At 44.1% G+C, this 20,672-nt stretch carries 16 protein-coding genes; 7 read left to right on the top strand and 9 right to left on the bottom strand.

The window, feature by feature from the left end:
• Positions 1-8: 8 nt before the first annotated feature.
• Positions 9-3,119 (bottom strand): tetratricopeptide repeat protein, encoded by a 3,111-nt coding sequence (locus Q3W13_RS22480; RefSeq protein ID WP_302867836.1) that lies wholly within the window; start codon positions 3,117-3,119, stop codon positions 9-11.
• Between the two features lie 265 nt (positions 3,120-3,384).
• Between Q3W13_RS22480 and Q3W13_RS22475 the strand changes: the two genes are divergently transcribed.
• Positions 3,385-4,500, top strand: coding sequence for a hypothetical protein (locus Q3W13_RS22475; RefSeq protein ID WP_302867835.1), 1,116 nt, complete (start codon positions 3,385-3,387; stop codon positions 4,498-4,500).
• Between the two features lie 113 nt (positions 4,501-4,613).
• On the opposite strand, the gene Q3W13_RS22470 is transcribed toward Q3W13_RS22475, so the two are convergent.
• The 5 genes from Q3W13_RS22470 to Q3W13_RS22450 form a co-directional block, all read right to left on the bottom strand.
• Positions 4,614-4,976, bottom strand: coding sequence for a response regulator transcription factor (locus Q3W13_RS22470; RefSeq protein WP_302867833.1), 363 nt, complete (start codon positions 4,974-4,976; stop codon positions 4,614-4,616).
• Positions 4,977-5,934: 958 nt separating this feature from the next.
• Entirely contained in the window at positions 5,935-6,291 is a 357-nt protein-coding gene (locus Q3W13_RS22465; RefSeq protein WP_302867832.1) for a PleD family two-component system response regulator, read from the bottom strand.
• Positions 6,292-6,428: 137 nt separating this feature from the next.
• A complete protein-coding gene (locus Q3W13_RS22460; RefSeq protein WP_302867829.1) occupies positions 6,429-7,646 on the bottom strand; it encodes a BamA/TamA family outer membrane protein in 1,218 nt (405 codons plus the stop codon).
• Between the two features lie 80 nt (positions 7,647-7,726).
• The gene (locus Q3W13_RS22455) at positions 7,727-8,539 is read right to left on the bottom strand and encodes an alpha/beta fold hydrolase (RefSeq protein WP_302867828.1); all 813 of its coding nucleotides are present in this window, start codon (positions 8,537-8,539) and stop codon (positions 7,727-7,729) included.
• Positions 8,540-8,609: 70 nt separating this feature from the next.
• Positions 8,610-9,518 carry a serine hydrolase gene (locus tag Q3W13_RS22450; RefSeq protein ID WP_302867827.1) on the bottom strand — a complete coding sequence of 303 codons (909 nt, stop codon included), beginning with the start codon at positions 9,516-9,518 and terminating at the stop codon, positions 8,610-8,612.
• A gap of 287 nt (positions 9,519-9,805) precedes the next feature.
• Here Q3W13_RS22450 and Q3W13_RS22445 point away from each other — a divergent pair, with 287 nt between their 5' ends.
• Positions 9,806-12,235 carry an ABC transporter permease gene (locus Q3W13_RS22445; RefSeq protein WP_302867825.1) on the top strand — a complete coding sequence of 810 codons (2,430 nt, stop codon included), beginning with the start codon at positions 9,806-9,808 and terminating at the stop codon, positions 12,233-12,235.
• 181 nt (positions 12,236-12,416) lie between these two features.
• Here the strand turns inward: Q3W13_RS22445 and Q3W13_RS22440 are convergent, their stop codons facing one another.
• The 3 genes from Q3W13_RS22440 to Q3W13_RS22430 form a co-directional block, all read right to left on the bottom strand.
• On the bottom strand, positions 12,417-13,181 hold the full coding sequence (locus Q3W13_RS22440) for a hypothetical protein (protein WP_302867823.1): 765 nt from the start codon (positions 13,179-13,181) through the stop codon (positions 12,417-12,419).
• A gap of 149 nt (positions 13,182-13,330) precedes the next feature.
• The gene (locus Q3W13_RS22435; protein ID WP_302867819.1) at positions 13,331-14,032 is read right to left on the bottom strand and encodes a PspA/IM30 family protein; all 702 of its coding nucleotides are present in this window, start codon (positions 14,030-14,032) and stop codon (positions 13,331-13,333) included.
• 64 nt (positions 14,033-14,096) lie between these two features.
• Positions 14,097-14,834, bottom strand: a complete 738-nt coding sequence (locus tag Q3W13_RS22430; protein ID WP_302867816.1) for a hypothetical protein — start codon at positions 14,832-14,834, stop codon at positions 14,097-14,099.
• A 334-nt stretch (positions 14,835-15,168) separates the two neighbouring features.
• On the opposite strand from Q3W13_RS22430, the gene Q3W13_RS22425 reads away from it, so the two are divergent.
• The 5 genes from Q3W13_RS22425 to Q3W13_RS22405 all read left to right on the top strand — a co-directional run bounded on the left by Q3W13_RS22425 (position 15,169) and on the right by Q3W13_RS22405 (position 20,545).
• Positions 15,169-15,516 (top strand): cupin domain-containing protein, encoded by a 348-nt coding sequence (locus tag Q3W13_RS22425; RefSeq protein ID WP_302867814.1) that lies wholly within the window; start codon positions 15,169-15,171, stop codon positions 15,514-15,516.
• A gap of 77 nt (positions 15,517-15,593) precedes the next feature.
• Positions 15,594-16,364, top strand: a complete 771-nt coding sequence (locus Q3W13_RS22420) for a peptidase E (protein WP_302867812.1) — start codon at positions 15,594-15,596, stop codon at positions 16,362-16,364.
• 176 nt (positions 16,365-16,540) lie between these two features.
• Complete coding sequence (gene lpxK, locus Q3W13_RS22415) at positions 16,541-17,668, top strand: tetraacyldisaccharide 4'-kinase (RefSeq protein ID WP_302867809.1); 1,128 nt, start codon at positions 16,541-16,543, stop codon at positions 17,666-17,668.
• Positions 17,631-18,446 carry a purine-nucleoside phosphorylase gene (locus tag Q3W13_RS22410; RefSeq protein ID WP_302867807.1) on the top strand — a complete coding sequence of 272 codons (816 nt, stop codon included), beginning with the start codon at positions 17,631-17,633 and terminating at the stop codon, positions 18,444-18,446. The genes lpxK and Q3W13_RS22410 overlap by 38 nt, the downstream gene beginning before the upstream one ends.
• Positions 18,446-20,545 carry a putative porin gene (locus Q3W13_RS22405; protein ID WP_302867805.1) on the top strand — a complete coding sequence of 700 codons (2,100 nt, stop codon included), beginning with the start codon at positions 18,446-18,448 and terminating at the stop codon, positions 20,543-20,545. Before Q3W13_RS22410 ends, Q3W13_RS22405 begins: the two co-directional genes overlap by 1 nt.
• Positions 20,546-20,672 lie beyond the last annotated feature (127 nt).

The raw sequence follows: 20,672 nt of genomic DNA, 5'->3' as shown, positions 1-20,672 counted from the left end.
GTCTTGTTTTATTCTTTGTTATCCTGTTTCTTTTCCTCTGTTGCCGGTTTTTTATCATCCTTTTCCGCCGGCTTATCTTCGGGTTTGCTGCCGCCGGAGAGACCATCTAGTTTTTGTTTCGCTGTCGGCAAAATGTCGTCGTTGGTATTTTTGTAGTTATCAATAACGCTCTGTAAAGTTGCCTTAGCCTGGAATGCGTCTTTAAGTGCCTCGTAGTCATCAGCAAGCAGTATGAATGATTTTGCTACCCAGTAATCATAATTCGGCAGATCTTTTATTAGCTCAAAACATGTTTTTTGCGAGGCCTTGTATTTGCCCTGCTCAAACTGCACTTCAGCAATATTGTATTTTGCCTCGGCTGCAGCAATAGTTTTGGTATTGGTAACCGTGTAGTTAAATTCGGTTATGGCACTTGTAGTATCGCCCTTTTGCAGATATGCCTGCCCGGCGTATAAGCCTGTTTTAAATTTGTCTTCCTGTGCGGTTTTCTCATTTCCGCGGACCAGCTTCACGTAGTTCAGTGCATCATCGCTCATCTCCATTTGGGCGTAACACATCAGCAGGTTATTGATGGCCCAGGTGTAGTCGGCTTTATATTCTGAATTTATTTCAAGCTTTTTCAGGTAAGGGATAGCTTCGTTATATTTTTTTTGCGCAATGTAAAGCTTTGCCATACTGATGAGCGATTGCTCCGTGTAAGGACTGGTCCAGTCATTCAATATTACATTGTAATCGTTTACGGCCTCCTGCAGCCTGCCCAGGTTTACCAGGCTTTGTGCGCGGATAAAGCGAGCCTGCTTTTCATAAATAGGCTTGTTAGGAAACTTATCATAATAGGCGTTTACTGCACCCACAGTACCCTGCCAGTCACCGCGGGTATACAAGTTGTTTGCGGCAGTTATCATAATGTTTTCCTGGTCAGCCGTTGTGTAATTTGCTATCGGGGTGGTTGCGGCATAGTTAATAAATGTTTGCGCATCACCTTTATCGGTATATATCTTTTCAACCTGCTTCAATGCCATCTTGGCTTCCTCGCTTGAGGAATAATCTTTTACCACATTTTTAAACGATTCTACTGCTGATGTATCCCTGCCGGCATTGTAATCTATTACGCCTATGGTAACCAGTGCCCTTGGAACATAGCTGCTGGTTGGATATTTTTTAACCATGTCCTGCAGGCGTGTTTTAGCCGTCTCGCCGTCATCCTTTAAAAAGTAGGTATAAGCAATCTCGAATGAAGCGTCATCCGCATAGTCTGAGTTCGGGTATTTGCTCAACAGATCGGTTAGCGTGCTGATCTTGGTATCCGGCGCTCCCTGCAACCCCTGTATCATACCGCGCTGAAATAAGGCATAATCCTGACCGGGAGCATGTTTGTCAATTATCCTGTCGTAATATTGCATTGCCCGGCCATAGTCTTTCATAACGAAATAGCTATCGCCCAAACGGGTTATCGCATCGTTAGTAGTAGCAGCATCTTTTTCTTCACCGTCTAAAAACTTCTGGAAATAAGTGGCCGCCTTTCGGTATTGTTCGCCGCCAAAAGCCGCATAAGCCAGTGCATAGTTGGCATAATTGTAAACTCCGGTTTCACGGGCGCCATCAAAATCAAGGAATTTTTCAAAGTTCTGAACGGATTCGCCGTATTTACGTACTTCGTACATCGCTTCGGCCATCCAGTAGGTAGTCATTACCTGTATCTTCTCGTCCACCGGATATTTAAGTGAACGCAGAAAAATGCCGATCGCATTTTCAAAGGCCCGCTCATTATAGAATTCCAGGCCCCTGTAATAAGTTACTTTTTGATAAGCTGCTTGCGCACTGGCTGATTTATTCGGGATGGGTTCAAGTATCTCTACAGCCTCTTTGTAATTGTGCGAATTAAGCAATTCCTCGCCCAGCAACACCTTCATTTCGTCGGTACGCGGTGAGCGGGGATAGTTCTTAAGATAAAGACGGGTGGCGCCAAGTGCCTGGGTGTTAAAATCAAGCTCATATGATAGCTTGGCGTATTCGTAAAGCGCATCTTCCTGCAATTGCTTATCAAAATCAAGTTTTGATGCGGCGAAAAAAGCATTGCGCGCACTCTGCTTATTATTCATTTTCAGGAACACATTACCCAGCGCGTAATTACCATTCTGGCTAAAAACGTCGTTAGTTTGCTGCAGTTTCTCCAGTTCGGTTGCTGCCTTGGCAAAGTTGCCTACTTTGTAATAGGTATAACCCATCTGGTAGCTGTCCTGCGTGTTTTGCGTTTTGCCCTGGTCCTGGTCTTCAAACCGTCCGTAATATTCAGCGGCTTTATCATAATTTGCTTTAGCAAAGTACGATGCTGCTACAATGCGCAGCATTTCAGTTTCGTGCTGCTGGTGGGTGCTTTTTAAGATGGGCACCGCATAGTTCAATACATCATCATACCGTTTATCTAAAAAGTAAACTGCCGATATATAGTACGGATAGCTGTTTTCGTATTTCTTTTTGCCTTTTAAACGCTCAAAGTTTACCAGCGCCAGGTGGTAATCTTTATTCAGATAAGCTATATAGGCAAAATAGTAAATGGCGTCATCAGTATAGGGCGAATGTGTGTTTTTAACCTCGCTGAAAAGGGCCTGAGCATTTTTATAATCGTTAGTTACAAAGTAAGCGTAGCCCTTACGGAATTTGTATTCCGTATTTTGCCTGCCGCTTAACTCGCCGGCTTCCACCTTGTCAAACCATTTTAATGCTTCGGTATATTTTTCCTGCCTGGAGTAAGAGCGGCCTATCTGGAAGTAGGCCAACTTGGTAAGCGGGTTCTCGGGATGTTCTTTTATAAAACGCAAAAACATGCTTTCGGCGTCGTCGTTTCCTAATTCCAGTGCACATAGCGCCTCATAGTATTGGGAATTCTCTTTTATCAGGGACAGCTCCGATTCGAACTTCGGCTGTGTGCTTGTTTTAACCCGAAATGCATCCACCAGCTTGAATTGCGCTGCGGCAGATACATACTTGCCTTTATCCAGCAACTCTACTGCGCCATGGTATGTGCGGTAGACGTTAAAAGCCGGATTTTGCTGGGCACGTGCTGTTAAAACAAAAAATATAGGTACAAGAACGGAAATGTATTTATGTTTTATCATAGGGAGCAAACTAACGATTTGCGAAATTAACTAAACCCTTGAAGGTTAATCCACAATAGTAATTCACATAGTGTGGAGAACATTGTTCTTAACGAAGAGAAAATTATACATGGTATAGGTGTGGAAAACTTTACTTAGTGTTAGCAAGAAACTTTATGGCAGATATTTCACCAATTATCGCCGGAGATCAGCGGCATAAAGCCGTGTAATGATTTGCGGGATACCTGTAATATAATAGCCCGTTTCGCCAAACGTTATATTTATAATGATTAAAAAAGTAATTACCAGCAAGCCGGCTTGCCTTTCTCTTCTGATATTTTTTGCTCTTGCCTTCTCCGCTTTTCAGACTGTGCCACAACGGCTCAGCAGTATTATATTAACCAATGAGCAGTTAATAATAAAACCTGTCCGCTTTTATATTGACGATGTTGAAGACGAGTTGAATAGCCACGAACCGGTTGCCCTACTGGTAAGCCAGGTAAAAGGTTTGCCGCCGCAAACTTATACCACGGATTTAAAAGATGGGCCGGTACTTTCTTTTAAACGTTTTATTGCGGCAAGTTTACCGCGCAACACAGCATTGTCTCCAATAGTTATAGGTTTGAAGAAAATCAGCATAAAAGAAATGGCGCAGGCAAACAACCGGGTTGAAGGACATGTGGCGGTTATATTTTCTTTCTATTTGCGTAAGGGTGATGATGATAAGGTTTACCTGGCTGATTACAGCGGCAGTGCTGTTTACAACCGCGACGCCGGCCAAATTCAATATATCGAGCCGGTATTGCGAAAGGTATTGGTTAACGGTTTGATTTATATTAATACCTGGGTGGGCCAACAATCGGGAAATAATATCAAACTGGCTAAAAAAGTGGAGGTCTCCTTCAGTGACTATGCAGATCAAACAGAGGGCGACAGTATTTATTACTCAAACAAAAGGCCTTTAATTTGGGCTGACTTCAGAGGAATACCGCCCGTTAGTAAGTACTCGGCCGAGGTTTTTCCGGTATTAGGGTATGATCAGCGGGCAGAGCTGGCTAATGGCGTAATAAAGCTGCATCTTACGCTAAAGGCCTGCCTTCCGAAAAGCGCGGCGTGGGTAAAAAGTAATAGCCGGAGCGATTATACCTTAAACCATGAACAGCGCCATTTTGATATTGTGAAACTGGCCGCTGAACATTTCAAAAATGAAATTGCGGGTTCGAATCTCCTTCCTGATACCTATGAAGGTATTGTTAATGTGAAATATCTTGATGCTTACCGCGAAATGACCGATATGCAAATGCAATATGACAAGGAAACCAGCCACGGAATTGATACGGCCGAACAGGAGCGCTGGAATGCAAAAATCGATAAGGAGTTAAAGGAACTGAGGATAAAATAGTTAGCAGTTTGCGGCGGGCAGTTCGCAGAATTTCCAACGTCAGCTAATCCCGGAAATTGAAAAATAACATAGCTTGGAGAATTTTGTCTGCCAAAAAAACTGCCAATGGTTTGTCAAGCCGCTCTTACATGCCCTTTAACAACGCCCAGCAGATCGTCAATATCAAATGGTTTGGCAATGAAAGCATCGGGTGCTCCCTTTTGGTCAGGCGAGCCGGCCGCGTGGCTGGCTGATATCATGACCACTGGTATATTGCGGGTTTCGGCTGATGTTTTTACCGCCCGGCAAAGTTCCCGTCCATCTAAATTACCCAACATAACGTCCAGTAAAATTAAATCGGGCGTCTGTGTTTTTATTTTTTCAAATAATAGATTTCCATCAGAAAGGGCGTCTACTTCGTAACCCGAGTCCTCGAGAATGTATTGGATAACATCCAATATATCCTTGTCGTCATCCACCGCTAAAATCCGTCGCATAATTATAGGTAATAAAATTTTCGATAACAGGCAGGTATATATACCATTCCTTATATTATAGTATCTGCAAATAAAGTTAATTACGGCAAGCATCAGCAATTACTATACCATGTTTATTATGATATAGTTACAATTTGTAAACATTAGTTAATTTTACCTGTTAGAATGGCGGAGTGTAAGTTCGGCCATACCTATGAACTTGTTTATAATTTTTTTCAACCGAATTTGTGTTTTTCCCGGTTTGTAGCGCGGTACGGGCATTAGGTGTGTGTAGTTTATTAAACTATTGTATATAAAAGTGGAGCTCAGGCCGCTATTGGTATGTGTTAGTGGCCTCAGGATAAGTAAAGCTATTACTGCCGGTTTTCTTTTTTACTGCCTGTAAAAATATAGTGCGCCCTTGTGCACTTTGCACAAAACAGCCTTCTGACGGGAAAAAAATAAGATACCAGTTTCATAAACCAGCTACGATGCACCTGGAAATGAAAAGGAGAACCACATTTAGGGCAATTATAATCCTGAGAACGTATTTTTTTCCTGGTCAAAAGCGTCTGTATTTTTAGAGTATGACTAAATTAAATAATAATATAAAATAAGTTGCAATAGTTATTGCAAAATCCTTATACTAATATCTATCGCCAATCAACCAAAAATATAGGGCCTGCTGTTGCAGTTATAACAATGAAACCTTTTTACAGGACGCCAAAACAAGAAGGTTTTTACCCAGAAGCCACGCCGCACGCGTTCGGTAAGCTTTGAATTGCATTTCGGGCAAAGATAGGGCCTTCTCTCCCTGCCCGTGAGGTCAGTGTTGTTTTCCATAGCAGTCATGTTTGAATAGGGGTTTGCTTAACGCCTGTAAAAGTAACAAGAAAATTACGATGTAGAGTGTATTGGAAGGAAGTTTAATGAAAATCTAATATTAATCTAATAACCAGCGGTTAACTATCGATTGTGTTTAAAGCAAACTGTTAACCGTATCCACCAATTCAGTTAAATCGAACGGTTTGTTGATGATTGCGTCGCAACCATAAGCCATCAGTTCGTGATCGTTGTTCAGATAGGCTGAATAGATAATTACCGGAACGTGCTGAAGCTGCGGATGCGATTTTATCTGCCTGCAAAGTTCGCCGCCGTTTGTACCGGCAACGCGATAGTCGAGTATTACCAGATTTGGAATGAAAGTTTCGGCCATTGGGATAACATCAGCACCGTGCGAAGTGCTTTTTACCTCGAAATCTTCATAAGTAAGGGTTTCATGAACTATATCCAGGATATCCTGGTTATCATCCAATACTAAAATACGCTTTGCCATTAAGAGCCTGATATTAAAAATTAAAACTTTGACCGGATGATAACCAATAAAGACAGGAAGGGCTGAAAATTTGAATATAAATATACTTATTTCTTAATACCGATTTATATATTTTGTTATTGTGATGAAAATATTACTTAGAAGGCTTCTCCCAGGCCCACTATCAAACCATTGTACCCTTTACTAAAACCATAGTCGATAGCTATATTAGTGGCGGAACGTTTATTGAATTTAACACGCAGCCCCCCGCCCGCTGCCGGGTTCACGTAGGTAAAGTGGCGTGTATTGAGTTCGCTGGCGCTGTTAAAATTGGCAAATAGCACGAAACCGAATAAGCCGTTGGCAGTAATATCACGACGGTATTCGGCTTCAAAATAAATAAGGCTGTTGCCCCTGTACCTGTTCTGCTCAATTCCGCGACCGGAGCGCTGATAAGGGTCGTTACCAATGCCCGGCAGGTTTAAATAGGGCGTACCCTTCGATATGGTCGTCCAATAGTATGTCCAAAAGGCGAAAACACTTTTATAAACAGAGTTATCGCCGACGGCAATATATTTTCTGAAATCAAGATAAAGCGATTGGGAATTGTTGTCGCTGCCAAGAAAACCGGCGTTGTGCCTGTAAATTACGTTTGCAAATATACCCGGAAACGGATTGAACAGGTTTTGCCGGGTATCGTATACCGCATTTAAAGTTAACCCTGATGAGAAAGAATTCTCACCCGCGGTTGTGCCATAAGGGTATTGTGTAAAATCTTTAAGCGAGGTTGTCTGACCGTTTACATTAGTATTTATATTGAAATAATAATCCATGTTGTATCCCACACCCACATAAAAAAATGGTTGTATGCGCTTCAGCACAGTTTGGTAAAAACGTATATAATCAAAATTTACCAGCAGCCTTTCATCCTCGCTGTTTTTGCCGCCAAGCCCCCAGGTATTTTGAGGATAAACTAAAAAGCGTATATCACCCTGTATGTTGTAGGTATTATCCGGCGTCCAAACGCTGGAGTGAACAGGCAAGCCATACCTGCCTTTAAAATTTAAATAAGGGGCAAAGGTGACTGTAGAAAGGTAAGTAGTTTTTCTGTTGCCAAGGTAAAAGCCCGCTGTTGTGGAGGTTACTATTGCCTTGCTGCCGCCGGGTACAGATGTTGATAAGGGCAGTATGGAAAAGTACACCTCCTTTTTACCGGGTTTGCGGCGTGGTTTAATCTTAAACAATTTCCTGCCGATGTCGATCAGATCCCGCTGGCCGGTTGTATCGATATCCATGTTTGCAGTGTCGGTAACAGTTTGTGCCAGTAGCATATAAGGCGCTAAGCAGCAAATTATAGTAAGGAGCAATTTGTTCATACCCTGCTAAAAGCAAAAACTAAATGCATTTGTTTTAAAGCCCTGTATAATAAAGTTCAAAACGTACTTTGCTGCGTTAATCAATCTTTCAGAAAAGTCAGCACGGCTTTGCTGAATTCTTCGTTTTTGCTTGCGGTGTTATGATTGCCCGGCACGTATGCAAGGCCGGAGCACGGTATCAGTTTATTCAGCGCTGTCTCGGAGCCGTTTTCTTTATCGGCAGTCCCGCGAATAATTAAAACGGGTTTACGCACGGCCGCCAGTTCCTTTTTACTGGTTGACGGTTGCCACTTTTGCTGATACGCCAAAGCCAGTTCGTCAAATGGCTGTGAGCGAATGTACTTTATCATGTCATCCACATCGTGCAGGCTTGTGTCGCCCATAAGCGCTTTGTAAGCGTGTACCCGGCGCGGCCAATCAGGGTTGGTATAAGCATCGCCCATACCGCCCATTACAGCTTTATGCAGGCGTTTGTCGAGCACCAGCAGGCGCGATAGGATTATAGAGCCGCGGGAATAGCCAACGGCATCATAAGTTTTTAAATTAAGGGCAGTTGCAAGCCCCATTATATCTCTGGCTTCCGCGTCATTATTATAACCTTCGTCGGTATGGGGTTTGCCGGATCTGCCATTACCCCTAAGGTCTGGAATAATAACCTTGTAGCCAGCCTTGATAAGGTCGCCGTACAGCAACCCGCTTTTCCAGCCCTGCGATGTGCCCGAAAAACCATGAATCAGGATCACCGGGTAACCTTCGCCGCTTACCTCGTAATAGATCTTTGTATTGTCGAAAGAGGTGTAGTAGCGGCCTTCGGGTACCCCCTGTCCATGTGTGCGGCTGCAAAAGATCAGCAAAAGGCAAAATTGTGCCGCGGCGATTAAAGGTTTTATCATTTAAATAAGTTAATTATTGATTAGCAAATAGCGTCTGTATCAAGTAACAAGATGAAATAATTCAACCTGCTTACTCATCCTTCATGTATTTATCCATGCCGGCCGGCGGAGCCCACTTACTGGCAGGTTCAAAATAATGCCATAATAAAGATGACACTTTGCGGATAAGCATAACGGCCTCGTTATCCTCTGTCCAGCGCTGGTCTTGGTTATGGTTGGTGATGATAGAAAACACATAATCGCCGTTAGGGGCATTCACCATTACAGTTTCTGACTTCGACTCATCCAGTGCGCCCTGTTTGGATGCGGTTTGAATATAGGGCGGTATTTGCGATATGGCCTTATCATCCCAGAAGATACGACCCATATTGCGGTACATACGCTCACTTGCCGCCGGACTTACAGCTTCGCCGTTTCTAATCATCTTAAATAACCTGCACATTTCAAAAGGCGTGGTAACACCCCAGCCATACCGGGTTCTTATTGCTTCCCGGCCCTGCACACGCGAATTAACACGCATTATTTTAAATCCGTTTGTTTCGAGCCAGTTGTTGATGTATTCGCCGCCCACCAGCTTTTGCAGCCAAACGCTGGCCGTGTTGTCGCTCATGGTGATCATCAGCAGGGAAACTTTGCTCACTTCAATCGTATCACCATCCTTAAACGAACCAAGGATATCTTCACCTTTATATAAAAGCGAGTCGCGGTAAACCAGTTTTTGGTTATACTGCATTTGGCCTTTTTCAATTTTGTCCATCAGGCCGCACTGTATGCTAACTTTGATCATGCTGGCGGTTGGAAACAAAGTATCGGCGTTTATGGCGGCAGTTCTGCCGGTTTTAAGGTTTTGCACGTAAATGCCAACCTGGCCGTTAAAGCCTTTAACCGCATCCTGCAATTTTGCTGTTAGCTTAGTATCTGTTTGGGCGAAAGTTGCCGAAGCAATACATGATATGAATAAAAGTAACCGGTATTTCATTTACCTAAGGTAAGCACTATGATTCACAAGATTAAATATCAGGGTGATTTTTATAACTAAATCAAAAGCAAAATCATTAAATGCTGCATCTATTGGTTCATGCAGAAGCGTACATCCGTTGTATCAAAACCGAACGCAATTAAATCGCTAAAAATTAGTTAAATTATTAATTATCAGCTATTTATTTCGTTTGGCATTGTCTTGGCCTAAATTTACCAACTATTAACCGGTGATTGGCTTATCAGGACAAATTCCAATAAACTAATGCACCAATGAACAAATGAAATATGTTAAGAAGCTATCTGAAAACCGCATTCCGGTTCCTGTTAAAAAATAAGACATTCAGTTTTATCAATATCTTCGGCCTGGCCGCAGGTACGCTATGCTGTTTGTACATTTTACTATATGTGCAGGAGCAATACAGCTATGACAGGCAGCACAAAGATGCCAAAAGCATTTACCGAATTACCACTGACCTGGCCCTAACCGGCGATAAACATCACGGAGGCGCTTCATCGCCACCCATTGCGCCTGCTATTAAAGCTAATTTTCCCGAGGTATTGGATTACACCCGTGTGGTGGCGACCGAAAAGCTTGGCGCTAAGCAACATTTACTGCGTTACAAAGAGCAGTCGTTTTATGAGGATGGAGCTTACTACGTGGACTCCACCTTCTTCGATATTTTCACTTACCATTTCGTAGAAGGTAAAGCATCGCACGCACTCGATGCCCCTTATTCCATCGTCTTATTAAAATCTACTGCTGTAAAACTGTTTGGAAAGGAAGAGGCTTTGGATAAGATGATTAACATCAACGACAGCTGGGGTAAGCATGACTATAAAGTTACAGGCGTGGTTGATGAAAGCCTGGGCCGGTCGCACTTGCAGGCCAATATGTTTATAACCATGAGAAGCACCGCTACAGGTGTTGATATTTCTAACAGCCACGAATGGGCCGGCAATAACTTTTTGTTCGCTTATTTAAAGCTAAGACCTGGCGCTAATGCTGAAGCACTGGAAAAAAAGCTGCCCGCATTTTTAGATAAAAACGCCGGCCAGCAAATGAAAACCCTTGGCATGACCAAAGTACTGCACCTGCAGCCTGTTACCTCCATACATACTACCGGCGGCTTCGAGATAGAGCTCACCAAAAGCGCCGATCCGTCATTCCTGCTTATCCTGGTTTTGATAGCCGTTCTTATTCAGGTTATAGCTTGCATCAACTTCATGAACCTGTCAACCGCCCGCGCATCTAAACGTGCCAAAGAAGTCGGCGTCCGTAAGGTAATCGGCGCAGGGAAGTATGACTTGATCAAACAGTTTTTAGGCGAATCGTTCCTGCTGGCATTTGCCGGTGTAATGATAGCGATGCCCTTGCTTTGGGTAGCTTTGCCTTACCTGAATAATATTACACGTGCCGATATCCAACTGTCGTTTTTTGCCGATTACCGCCTGTGGCTTATTTTGGGTGGTTTGGTATTAGTTACCGGCCTTGTTTCGGGAAGCTACCCGGCCTTCTACCTCTCATCATTCGAGGCGATCAAGGTCATCAAAGGTAATTTTGGCAGTAAAATATCAGCCAATGGCATCCGCAAGTTTTTGGTAGGTTTTCAGTTCTTTTTGTCTATTAGCTTGATGATCGGTATCGTTGTGATTTACAGTCAGCTTAACTTCATCAAATCCAAAGACCTTGGCTTTGATCAAAACCAAAAATTGATATTTAATTTTTACACCAACGATGCGCAAACAAGAATGAGTGTGTTGGCTAACGACCTGCGGCAGCTTGCCGAGGTAAAAGGGGTAAGCAGCGCCGATAATTATCTGAGTCAGTTTATAATGCACGACCACGGCGTTTATACTGATGGCGGAAATATGGCCAATGCCATTGATGCGCAAAACATTACCTGCGATGAGTTTTTTTTAAAGACAAACGGCATTAAACTGCTGAGCGGCCGCGACTTTATGAAGGATGACAGCGGCAAGGTGCTTATTAACCAAACCCTGGCCAAACGCCTCAACTTAAACGAGCGCACGGCCATAGGCGCAAAGCTTTGGCAGCAATACGGCAATAACCCTGCAACTTATGTTACCGTTGCCGGCGTTATGAAAGATTTTAACTACAACTCGCTGAAAAGTGAAGTAAAGCCATTTATGCTGGTTTACAGTAAAGACCCTATGGACTTTGTGAGTATGGTGGTATCGGTTAACAGCAGCAACTATAAAAACCTGCTTAGCCAGGTGGACAATATCTGGAAAAAAGACTTGCCATCAGTGCCGTTTACCTATTCGTTTATGGATAGCGAAGTGCAAAAGCTGTACGAGGGCGAGATCATTATATCGCAGATCATTAACTCATTCACATTGGTTGCTATCGCAATATCATGCCTTGGTTTGTTCGGTCTAGCAGCGTTCAGCGCCGAACAGCGCAGTAAGGAGATAGGTATACGTAAAGTGCTTGGCTCCAGCGTATCAGGCATAGTTACCCTGCTCTCGAAGGATTTTTTGATACTTGTTGCGATATCATTTATAATAGCAATACCGGTGGCCTGGTATGGCGCAACAGCATGGCTACAGGGCTTTTCATACCGCGTGCCGCTAGCCTGGTGGATGTTCGGCATTGCAGGTGTAGCCGCCGCTATTGTTGCGGTGTTAACGGTAAGCTCGCAAGCCATAAAAGCAGCATTGATGAACCCGGTGAAGAGCCTGAAAACGGAATAAGTTTGCAGTGGCAGTATAAAGTTGGCAGTTGTATTGCCGGCAAGAGGGGAATACTTGCCTGGTAAAGGGTGAAAGGTTTACTATTCATATCAGAATTTACGCGGCATATAACCACATGCAGTGTAAATTCTGATATGTGCATTAGCTGGCTTTATTGATTAACCGGCGAGCTAAAACATTACTACCATAAGAACAATGGCAGGAGCCACACCGGCGAAACATAGAACGGGTCATAATAAGGCTGGTAGTACGGGATGGTTTCTTCAACAACCACTACTTCTTGCTGCGGATAGCCACCAGAACCGTTATAACCATTATTGCCTGAATTACGGTTTTGCTCTTCTTCCATCAGTTTCATCATCAGGTCGGCGCCCTGGCCAATCATGTCAACCATAGCGTCATCACCCAGTTCTTCGGGCTTAATGGCAACCGAACAGATTTCTTCTATTTCATCCCAAACATTGTCAGACACTAAGTCGATCTGCCAGCCGGCTGAAGTGGTGTCAAACCTGTTTTCATTGATAAACGACATGAAAACAATTTCTGCCGGGTTGATCTTTTTGAAAATAGCGACGGCGATGCGCAGGTCGTCAAAGCGCTCATTGTCGCAATAGTTCAGCCAGTCCTCATCGGTGTCGAAATCATAGTATCTGGCAAAAGCAAATTCGCCTTTCTCCAGATCGACATAAGAAAAAACATCGTACACCTTTAAAAACTCGGTATAGCGTTTCATAAACGTGTCGTAAACCTCGCGACCGCTTGCGGTAACCTGGTAGGTCATGCCGCTGGCAGTTAAGTAACCTTTGGCCATCAGCTCAATAAACAGCGGCTCCAACACACTATCGTCGCCATTGGCAACAGTTTTAAACTGGCGGTTGCCGTTTATCATCTCATCTAAAATGATAATGGCTTTGTATGATTTTTTATTATCAGGGGTTAAAAACATGGGGTAGATAAAAAATTTAAAAATCTTGTCATTGCGAGGAACGAAGCAACCTCGCCGCCATACACAACCGACATGCATTGGCGCTAATGCATTGCAACGGGGTTGCCGCGCTCGTTCCTCGCTCGCAATGACAAAGATGGATTATTTGTTTAATTCAACAACTTCGTTCTCTTTGCCTTAATAGCTTCCAGGGCATTTGACTGCTGGCCAGTGCCCAACACTTTATTGATTTCCTGTTCGGCCGACATAGTGGCATCATCAATCTGCGCATAAGCAGCCGCACGGAATTCCTGGGCCGAAGCTTTTTGATCCATACGATTGAGGGTTGCCATCAGACCATCCGTATCCACGCTCGACATGGTTTTGTTGATGCGTTCCGATACCTCAGCTGTTTTAGCGCGCGATTGTATCAGCTGTGCCCGGCTTTCTGTTTCGGCAATCTGGTCTCTTATCTGTTTGATTTTAAGGTCCATCACAGCTACGGCGCTCTCTTCCTTTTCAGCCATTTTTGCATACTGGTTGGCTTCGTTTTCGGCAGCCTGGTGCGCTTCCGCGGCTTTTGTAGCCAGCTCATTGCCTTTTGCTTCGTCCAACTGCTTGCTTTCTATACGGTCCAACAGCTCATTGGTTTTTTTCTCCCATTCGCTGGCGGTATTGCGGGCCTTTAATTCGCTGGCGCGATGCTGCAGCGCAAGGGCTTTTATTTCAGCTTCGCCCTGTATGGCCTGCTGGTAGTTCGAGCGAAGCTCGCGAAGAATCTGTTCGGCCATCTTTGCCGGATCTTCCAGTTTGTCAATAGCAGCGTTAGCTTCTGCTTTACCTATGCGGAATAATCTATCGAATATGCTCATTTTATTAAATTTTAGATGTTATTGTTAGTTGTGGTTATAAATAGTTTTTATTGCGTGTTTATGTTTACCTTCTTCGTCCGAAACCCCGGCTGCTGCCAAAGCTGCTTCTTCTGAAACTGCTGCTGCCGAAGCTGCTGCGCCTTGAACCGCTGCCAAAACTGCCAGACCTGCGCGTACTGAATGATCGCTGAGACCTGACAGGACTGCTTAAGCTGCTGCGGTGGCTCATCCTCGACGACATATACGACGACGTAGTTGGCCTGAATGTGCTGTAAGTATGTACCCTTGTGTAATAAGAAGGATAATAACCATAGTGGTACATTGGCACATAAAACGCATGCGGACGCATGATATAGCTAAGCAGCAGGAAGTCGGTAAACGAGAACGACGAGTGGTAATAGTTATTGTAGCCCACATAAGCCGGGTTACCCTGGATGGCTAAGTCGGCCTGGTTGCTGGCATTGTCAGTATCGATCCTGATGCTGGCAACGGTAACCGATTCCGAGTTACTTACATCGTCAATCACTTTCAGCCTGTTGTTTTCGCCTTCCTCAACTTTTAAATAGTCGATGTTACCATCTTTATCCAGATCGAGGTTATTGATCTGGTTAGCGGGGTTATTGATGGCCTTCTCCAGTGTTTCGGGGTCGGTGCTGGTTTTTACAAATTGGGCCAGCTTATTTACATCGAACCCGCTGGTGGTATTATTTTCGATGGTGACGTTGTTTTGCTCGCGGCGGTTTTGGTTGCACGACGAGGCTACTACCGCCAACATAGTTAGTGCTATGAATATTTTTTTCATGATGTTTTTAGTGTGAGTTATTTTCTGCCGGCTTTAGCAGCATTGATCGGTTGTTGTTTGTGCCGGTACGCTGTTTTTTGTTTTATTTAACGAGATTTAGATAAGAGGCAGTGGCAGGATGTTACAAATTTGTGCGAAAATATTTTGAGATTGCCCTGATTTCAGACCCTTTACAGTTTAAAGCCCCTGCAACCTATTAATGTGCTTATTATCAGATATTTATATCAAGGTTACAGTAAAAATCTGTAAAGTTCCTGTAAACCTTTACTTTTTGCCTGATCCCAGCACAATCCAACAGTCTAACGCAATAGGTTAAAGTTATTATTAAACCAGCATGCAGATACAACCACTTCAGATAGTAGATTTTTCGCCGCAGATAGCCGATGCGAAAGGCACTTATTCAAATGTCCCCTTAGCGCTTGTGAATAACCATGTGATACGAATGAGCGTAATGACGGAGCCATATTTCTGGCACATGCATCCCAACTCCGACGAAAGTTTTATGGTAATCGAGGGCTCGATATTTATCGATCTGGATGACCGCACGGTTGAGTTGCATCCCGGCCAGCTATTTACCATACCTAAAAATGTAAACCATCGTACACGGCCTAATGGCAGCCGCTCGGTGAATATTACATTTGAGGCGCAGGATATGGAGACTGTGGTGATAGAGATTAGTTAATCAGAGATTGGAGGTTGGTGAATAAAACAGCGGTTTAAATGTTTAACTTAGAACACTGTAAACCCGATTATAACCAAGTGAAAAAAATCTTTCCTATCCTGCTGTGTATTACTTACTGCTATACAGCTTTTGCTCAAAAGGCTACTGATTCAGGAGCTACCCGCACCATTTTTGCTTACGGCGGCGGCTTCAACAAAGAGTTTATGCAATATGTCATCCGGCTTACTAAAAAGCAAAATCCGAAAGTATGCTTCCTGCCGACCGCGATGGGCGATAACGCCAATGTTATTTTGGCCTGGTACGCAACCTGCGAAGACCTGGTTATGCGGCCGTATATACAGCGCACCTATGTGGCATCTTACACGGAAAAGAAATCGTTCGAGGAAAACCTGTTGAGTATGGATGCTATAGTTGTGGGCGGCGGTAATACGCTAAACATGATGGCAATATGGAAGGCGCAGGGAATTGATACTGTTTTAAGAAAAGCTTATAATAAAGGGATTATACTCGCCGGCGGCAGTGCAGGCTCACTGTGCTGGTTCCAGGGCGGCACTACCGACTCCCGGCCAAAGGAATTATCCATAGTGAAGGGATTAGGTTTTATACAAACCAGCCATTGTCCGCACTATCATAGCGAGCCATTGCGCAAGCCGCTTTATTTTGAAAACATTCTGAAGGGGAAATTGAGCCCCGGCTATGCTATTGATGATAAGGCAGGCATAGTGTTTGAAAATGAAAAGTACGTACGATCTGTAGCTGCGGATGATAAGAGCAATACATACTACGTTTCTGTTATTGATGGTAAGATAGATGAGAAGCTGCTGCCGGTAGGGGAGATATTGAAATAGAGTTGATTAGTTAATCAGAGACAGAAGACCAGATGGAATATAATAAGCCCAATGATACGCCTTCTAAGCAGAATCATTAGCCTGTGAAGTTTTAAATCCTGCAAGCGTAGCAGTTTATTAAATCCATCCGTTTTAATCCTTCAAATCCAACCAATGCCAGTTATCTTTGTCCAACTATGAAATACCTGCGCCGGCTGTTGTTACCCTTCTCGCTGCTTTACGGGCTGGTAGTTATTATCCGCAATTTTTTTTATGATGCAGGTCTTTTCAAAAGTCATAAGTTCAGCAAGCCCGTAATATCAGTAGGCAATCTGGAAGTTGGCGGCGCCGGTAAAAGCCCGATGACGGAGTATCTTATCCGTTTACTAAAGGATGAATATAAATTAGCCACATTAAGCAGGGGGTACGGCAGGAAGACCAAGGGCTTTTTGATTGAGGATCAAGAGTCGAAGCGGGGCAAACAGGAAGACGAAGAATTCGGATTCTCCAATCGTATATATACACTTTCTCAAGAAATCGGCGACGAACCTGCCCAGTTCCATCAAAAATTCCCGGATATTACTGTTGCCGTTTGCGAGGACAGGGTGTACGGTATCAATCAACTATTGCCCAGTCACGATCTGATATTAATGGATGATGCTTACCAGCATCGTGCTGTAGAGCCAGGTCTGAGCATCTTGCTATTTGATTATAACCGGGTAAACGAGCCTCATTTTTTATTGCCTGCCGGAAACTTCCGGGAGCCTTTCAGCGGGCGGTGGCGTGCGCAGATAATCGTTGTTACTAAATGCCCCCCATCTATATTACACAAAGAACAGGTGCAATTGGCAAACAAAATAGCACCCTTGCCTTATCAGTCGTTATTTTTTAGCGCGATAGTATATCAGCCACTGCTGGATCTAAAGGGAAACAGGGCTGTCGTAAGGATAGATAATGAGACAACCATCTTTTTGCTGACCGGTATCGCTAATCCCAAACCACTGGTGAAACATCTGGAAGCGCAGACGGTGCAAATTATCCATCACGATTATCCCGACCATCACCCCTTTACCTTAAAAAATATCGCTAAACTTGCCGAAGAATTTGAGGCTTGTCCATCGCAAAAAAAAATAATTATCACAACAGAAAAGGATGCACAGCGTTTAGAAGAGTCCTGGCTTAGCCATGGGCGGCAAAACGGGGAGCCGCTCCCTGTTTTTGTGATGCCCATAAGCATGGAATTTTTAAATGATACGGGCGGCGGCTTTGATAAAATGATTACCGACTATGTTAGAGAGTATACAACGAACAACAGCATACATTAAAAGCCGTATTGGCGACTTTGAACCCGAAGTAGGAATTATTTTAGGTACAGGGCTTGGCGCGCTGGTGAATGAAATTGAGATTGAAAAGCAGCTGATGTATTCCAACATCCCTGATTTTCCGATCTCAACCCTGGAGTTTCATTCCGGTAAATTGATCTTCGGCAAGCTGAATGGAGTAAAAGTAGTTGCCATGCAGGGCCGCCTGCATTATTATGAAGGTTACAACATGCAGCAGATCACCTTTCCGGTTCGGGTGATGAAGGCATTGGGAATAAAAACGTTGTTTGTATCGAACGCAAGCGGCTCTTTAAACCCAGCGATAAAAAAGGGCGACCTGATGGTGATTGAAGACCACATCAACCTGCAGCCGCAAAACCCGCTTACCGGGCGTAACGAAGAAGAACTTGGCCCCCGGTTTCCGGATATGAGCGAGCCTTACAAAAAGGAACTGATTGTTAAAGCCCTGGATATTGCGAAAGCAAACAATATTACCTGCCATAAAGGAGTTTATGTTGCGGTTACAGGCCCCAACCTTGAAACCAGGGCCGAGTACCGGTACCTGCGGATAATAGGAGGAGATGCCGTTGGGATGAGCACTGTGCCCGAAATTATTGTGGCCCGGCATTCGGGACTTACTGTATTTGCTATCTCGGTGATCACCGACGAAGGTTTTACGGAGGTGTTAAAGCCCGTATCACTTGAGGAGATACTGGCCGTTGCCCGCGAGGCGGAGCCTAAAATGACATTGATACTTAAAGAACTGATAGCCGGTTATTAATGCCTCATAAAGTTTTTAAATACCTACTGCTGCTTTTCATCTGTGTATTTGCGCAGTCTGTTTTCGCGCAGATTCAACGCGGCAATAATAACTATCCCGGCTCGCAGCAGCGTATCAACCTGCGCGACACAGGCACTACGCAAAAAACACTTACCACAGACCAGCAACTGGATTCGCTCCGCAAAAAGCAAGACAGAAAAAAGGATAGCGTGGTTTTTAACGCCAAGTTTATCAGGGTAACCAACGAGCGATTTTTACGGGACAGCACCGTGTTGTTCCCGCTTGATACAGGTCTTTATAATTACGAAAATTATAGTCCCCTTTTACAGCCGCGCACGCCAAAAATCAGCCTGGGTAATACAGGTTTGCCGGCGCGACCGCTGCTTTTTGAGCCATCGCGCACTATTGGCTTTGAGCCCGGCCTGCATGAGCTCGACCCCTACATGCTGCGCCCCGAAAATATAAACTATTACCGCGCGCGCGTTGCGATGACCAATCTTTACCTGGTTGGCTACACCGGTGTTAAAGAACAGTTGTTCAAAATAACGCATACGCAAAACGTTAACCCCAGGCTAAACGTGGGCTTTAACCTCAACTTCATAGGGTCGCGCGGATATTATGCTTATAATGGTGTGCTGGCGCAGAACGTGAGCGATGTTAATGCTGCAGTGTTTACCTGGTATGAGTCGAAAAGTAAGCGGTATAATCTGCTATCCAACCTCATTTATAATAACTTAAAGACGCCGATAACGGGCTCCATATTAAATGATTCAGTTTTTTCGGTTGGCTCGCTGAATAAGGGCAGCGAACAGGTACGCATGCCGGCTGCTTATGATAGCTGGAAAGGCGGGTCGTTTTACCTGAAGCAGTTTTATTATATAGGCCATATAGATAGTACCAGCAACGGAAAGAACAAGCCCACGATACTGCCCACCCAGCGCGTGGCGGTTACTGTACGGTATGATGCCACGAAATATGAGTTCAGGCAAAATGGGGTTGACACTTATAACATATTCCCTGATTACTATTACAGCTACGACAGATCGCATGATTCGCTGATGTTCCGGCATTTGCAGAACGATTTTTCCTACAGCTTTTACCTGCGGAGTAAATCGGAGAAAGCGGTGAAAAACGAGTTGAAGCTTGACCTTGGGCTTACACAGGATGTTTACAGTTATGGCCAGTTTGTAAGCGATACCGTGCTGGATGTTTATGGGGCTAAAATAGTACACCCCGTGAAAGTGCAGGGTAACCTATTCCAGGATTTAACGGTTAAGGGTAAACTAAGCTATAAGCTGAGCAACCGGGCATTGCTGGAGGGCGATGTACAGCAAATTGTGCAGGGGCATGATTTTGGCGACTTTTTATATGATGCGAAACTTACCCTGGCCGGGAACAACAAAACCGGTAAAATAGTTTTAGAAGGGTACTCGCAAAGCGCCACGCCGCCGCTGGTATTTACAAGCTGGAATACTAATCACTTTATCTTCCATAACCAGTTTAATAAGCAGAAAACCAATAGCCTGTCGTTCAATTATGTCAATGGGCCGTTAAAGTTCGATTTGAAAGCGGAATACTTCCTGATATCCGATTACCTGTATTTTACTGCCCAGGAAAACGGTATCGATGCACATCCGGCGCAATTGGGCAGTCCGATAAACCTGATAAAAATCAGCGTTGGTAAAAGTATTGCCTGGCGCCGCTGGCATTTTGATGATTACCTGGTTTTCCAGAAGACCGATTATCAGAGCACGTTGCGCACTCCCCAGTTTTATAACTATGCAAGCCTTTATTACAAAGCGTTGTTGTTTAATGTGCTGTACTCAAATATTGGCCTTGATGTGCGCTATAATACCCCGTACGTGGCTCCATCGTATGCGCCGGGACTCGGGCAATTTTATAACGGTGCGAACGTAACATTCTCGTCTTACCCGGTCGCAACAGTTTTTATAAAAGCCACGCTGCAGCGCACCAATTTCTTCGTGATGTACGACTATGCCAACCAGGGATTATTCAGCAAAGGCTATTACACAGTGAACCGCTATCCCCAACAAGACGCCATGGTGAAGATCGGGGTATCGTGGACGTTTTATAATTAGTTTATCAGAGATTAGAGATCAGAGATCAGTTGGAATGAGCAAAATGGGGTGATCGGTTTTTCCTAATCTCTGACCACTGATCTCTGGTCACTCAACCTCACGTTTTCTGTTTCTTTCCAGATTAGAG

This window comes from Mucilaginibacter sp. L3T2-6 (genome assembly GCF_030519355.1).
Lineage (GTDB): Bacteria > Bacteroidota > Bacteroidia > Sphingobacteriales > Sphingobacteriaceae > Mucilaginibacter.
The sequence above is the reverse complement of the archived record's forward strand: the minus strand, read 5'-3'. Positions and strand labels throughout refer to the sequence as shown.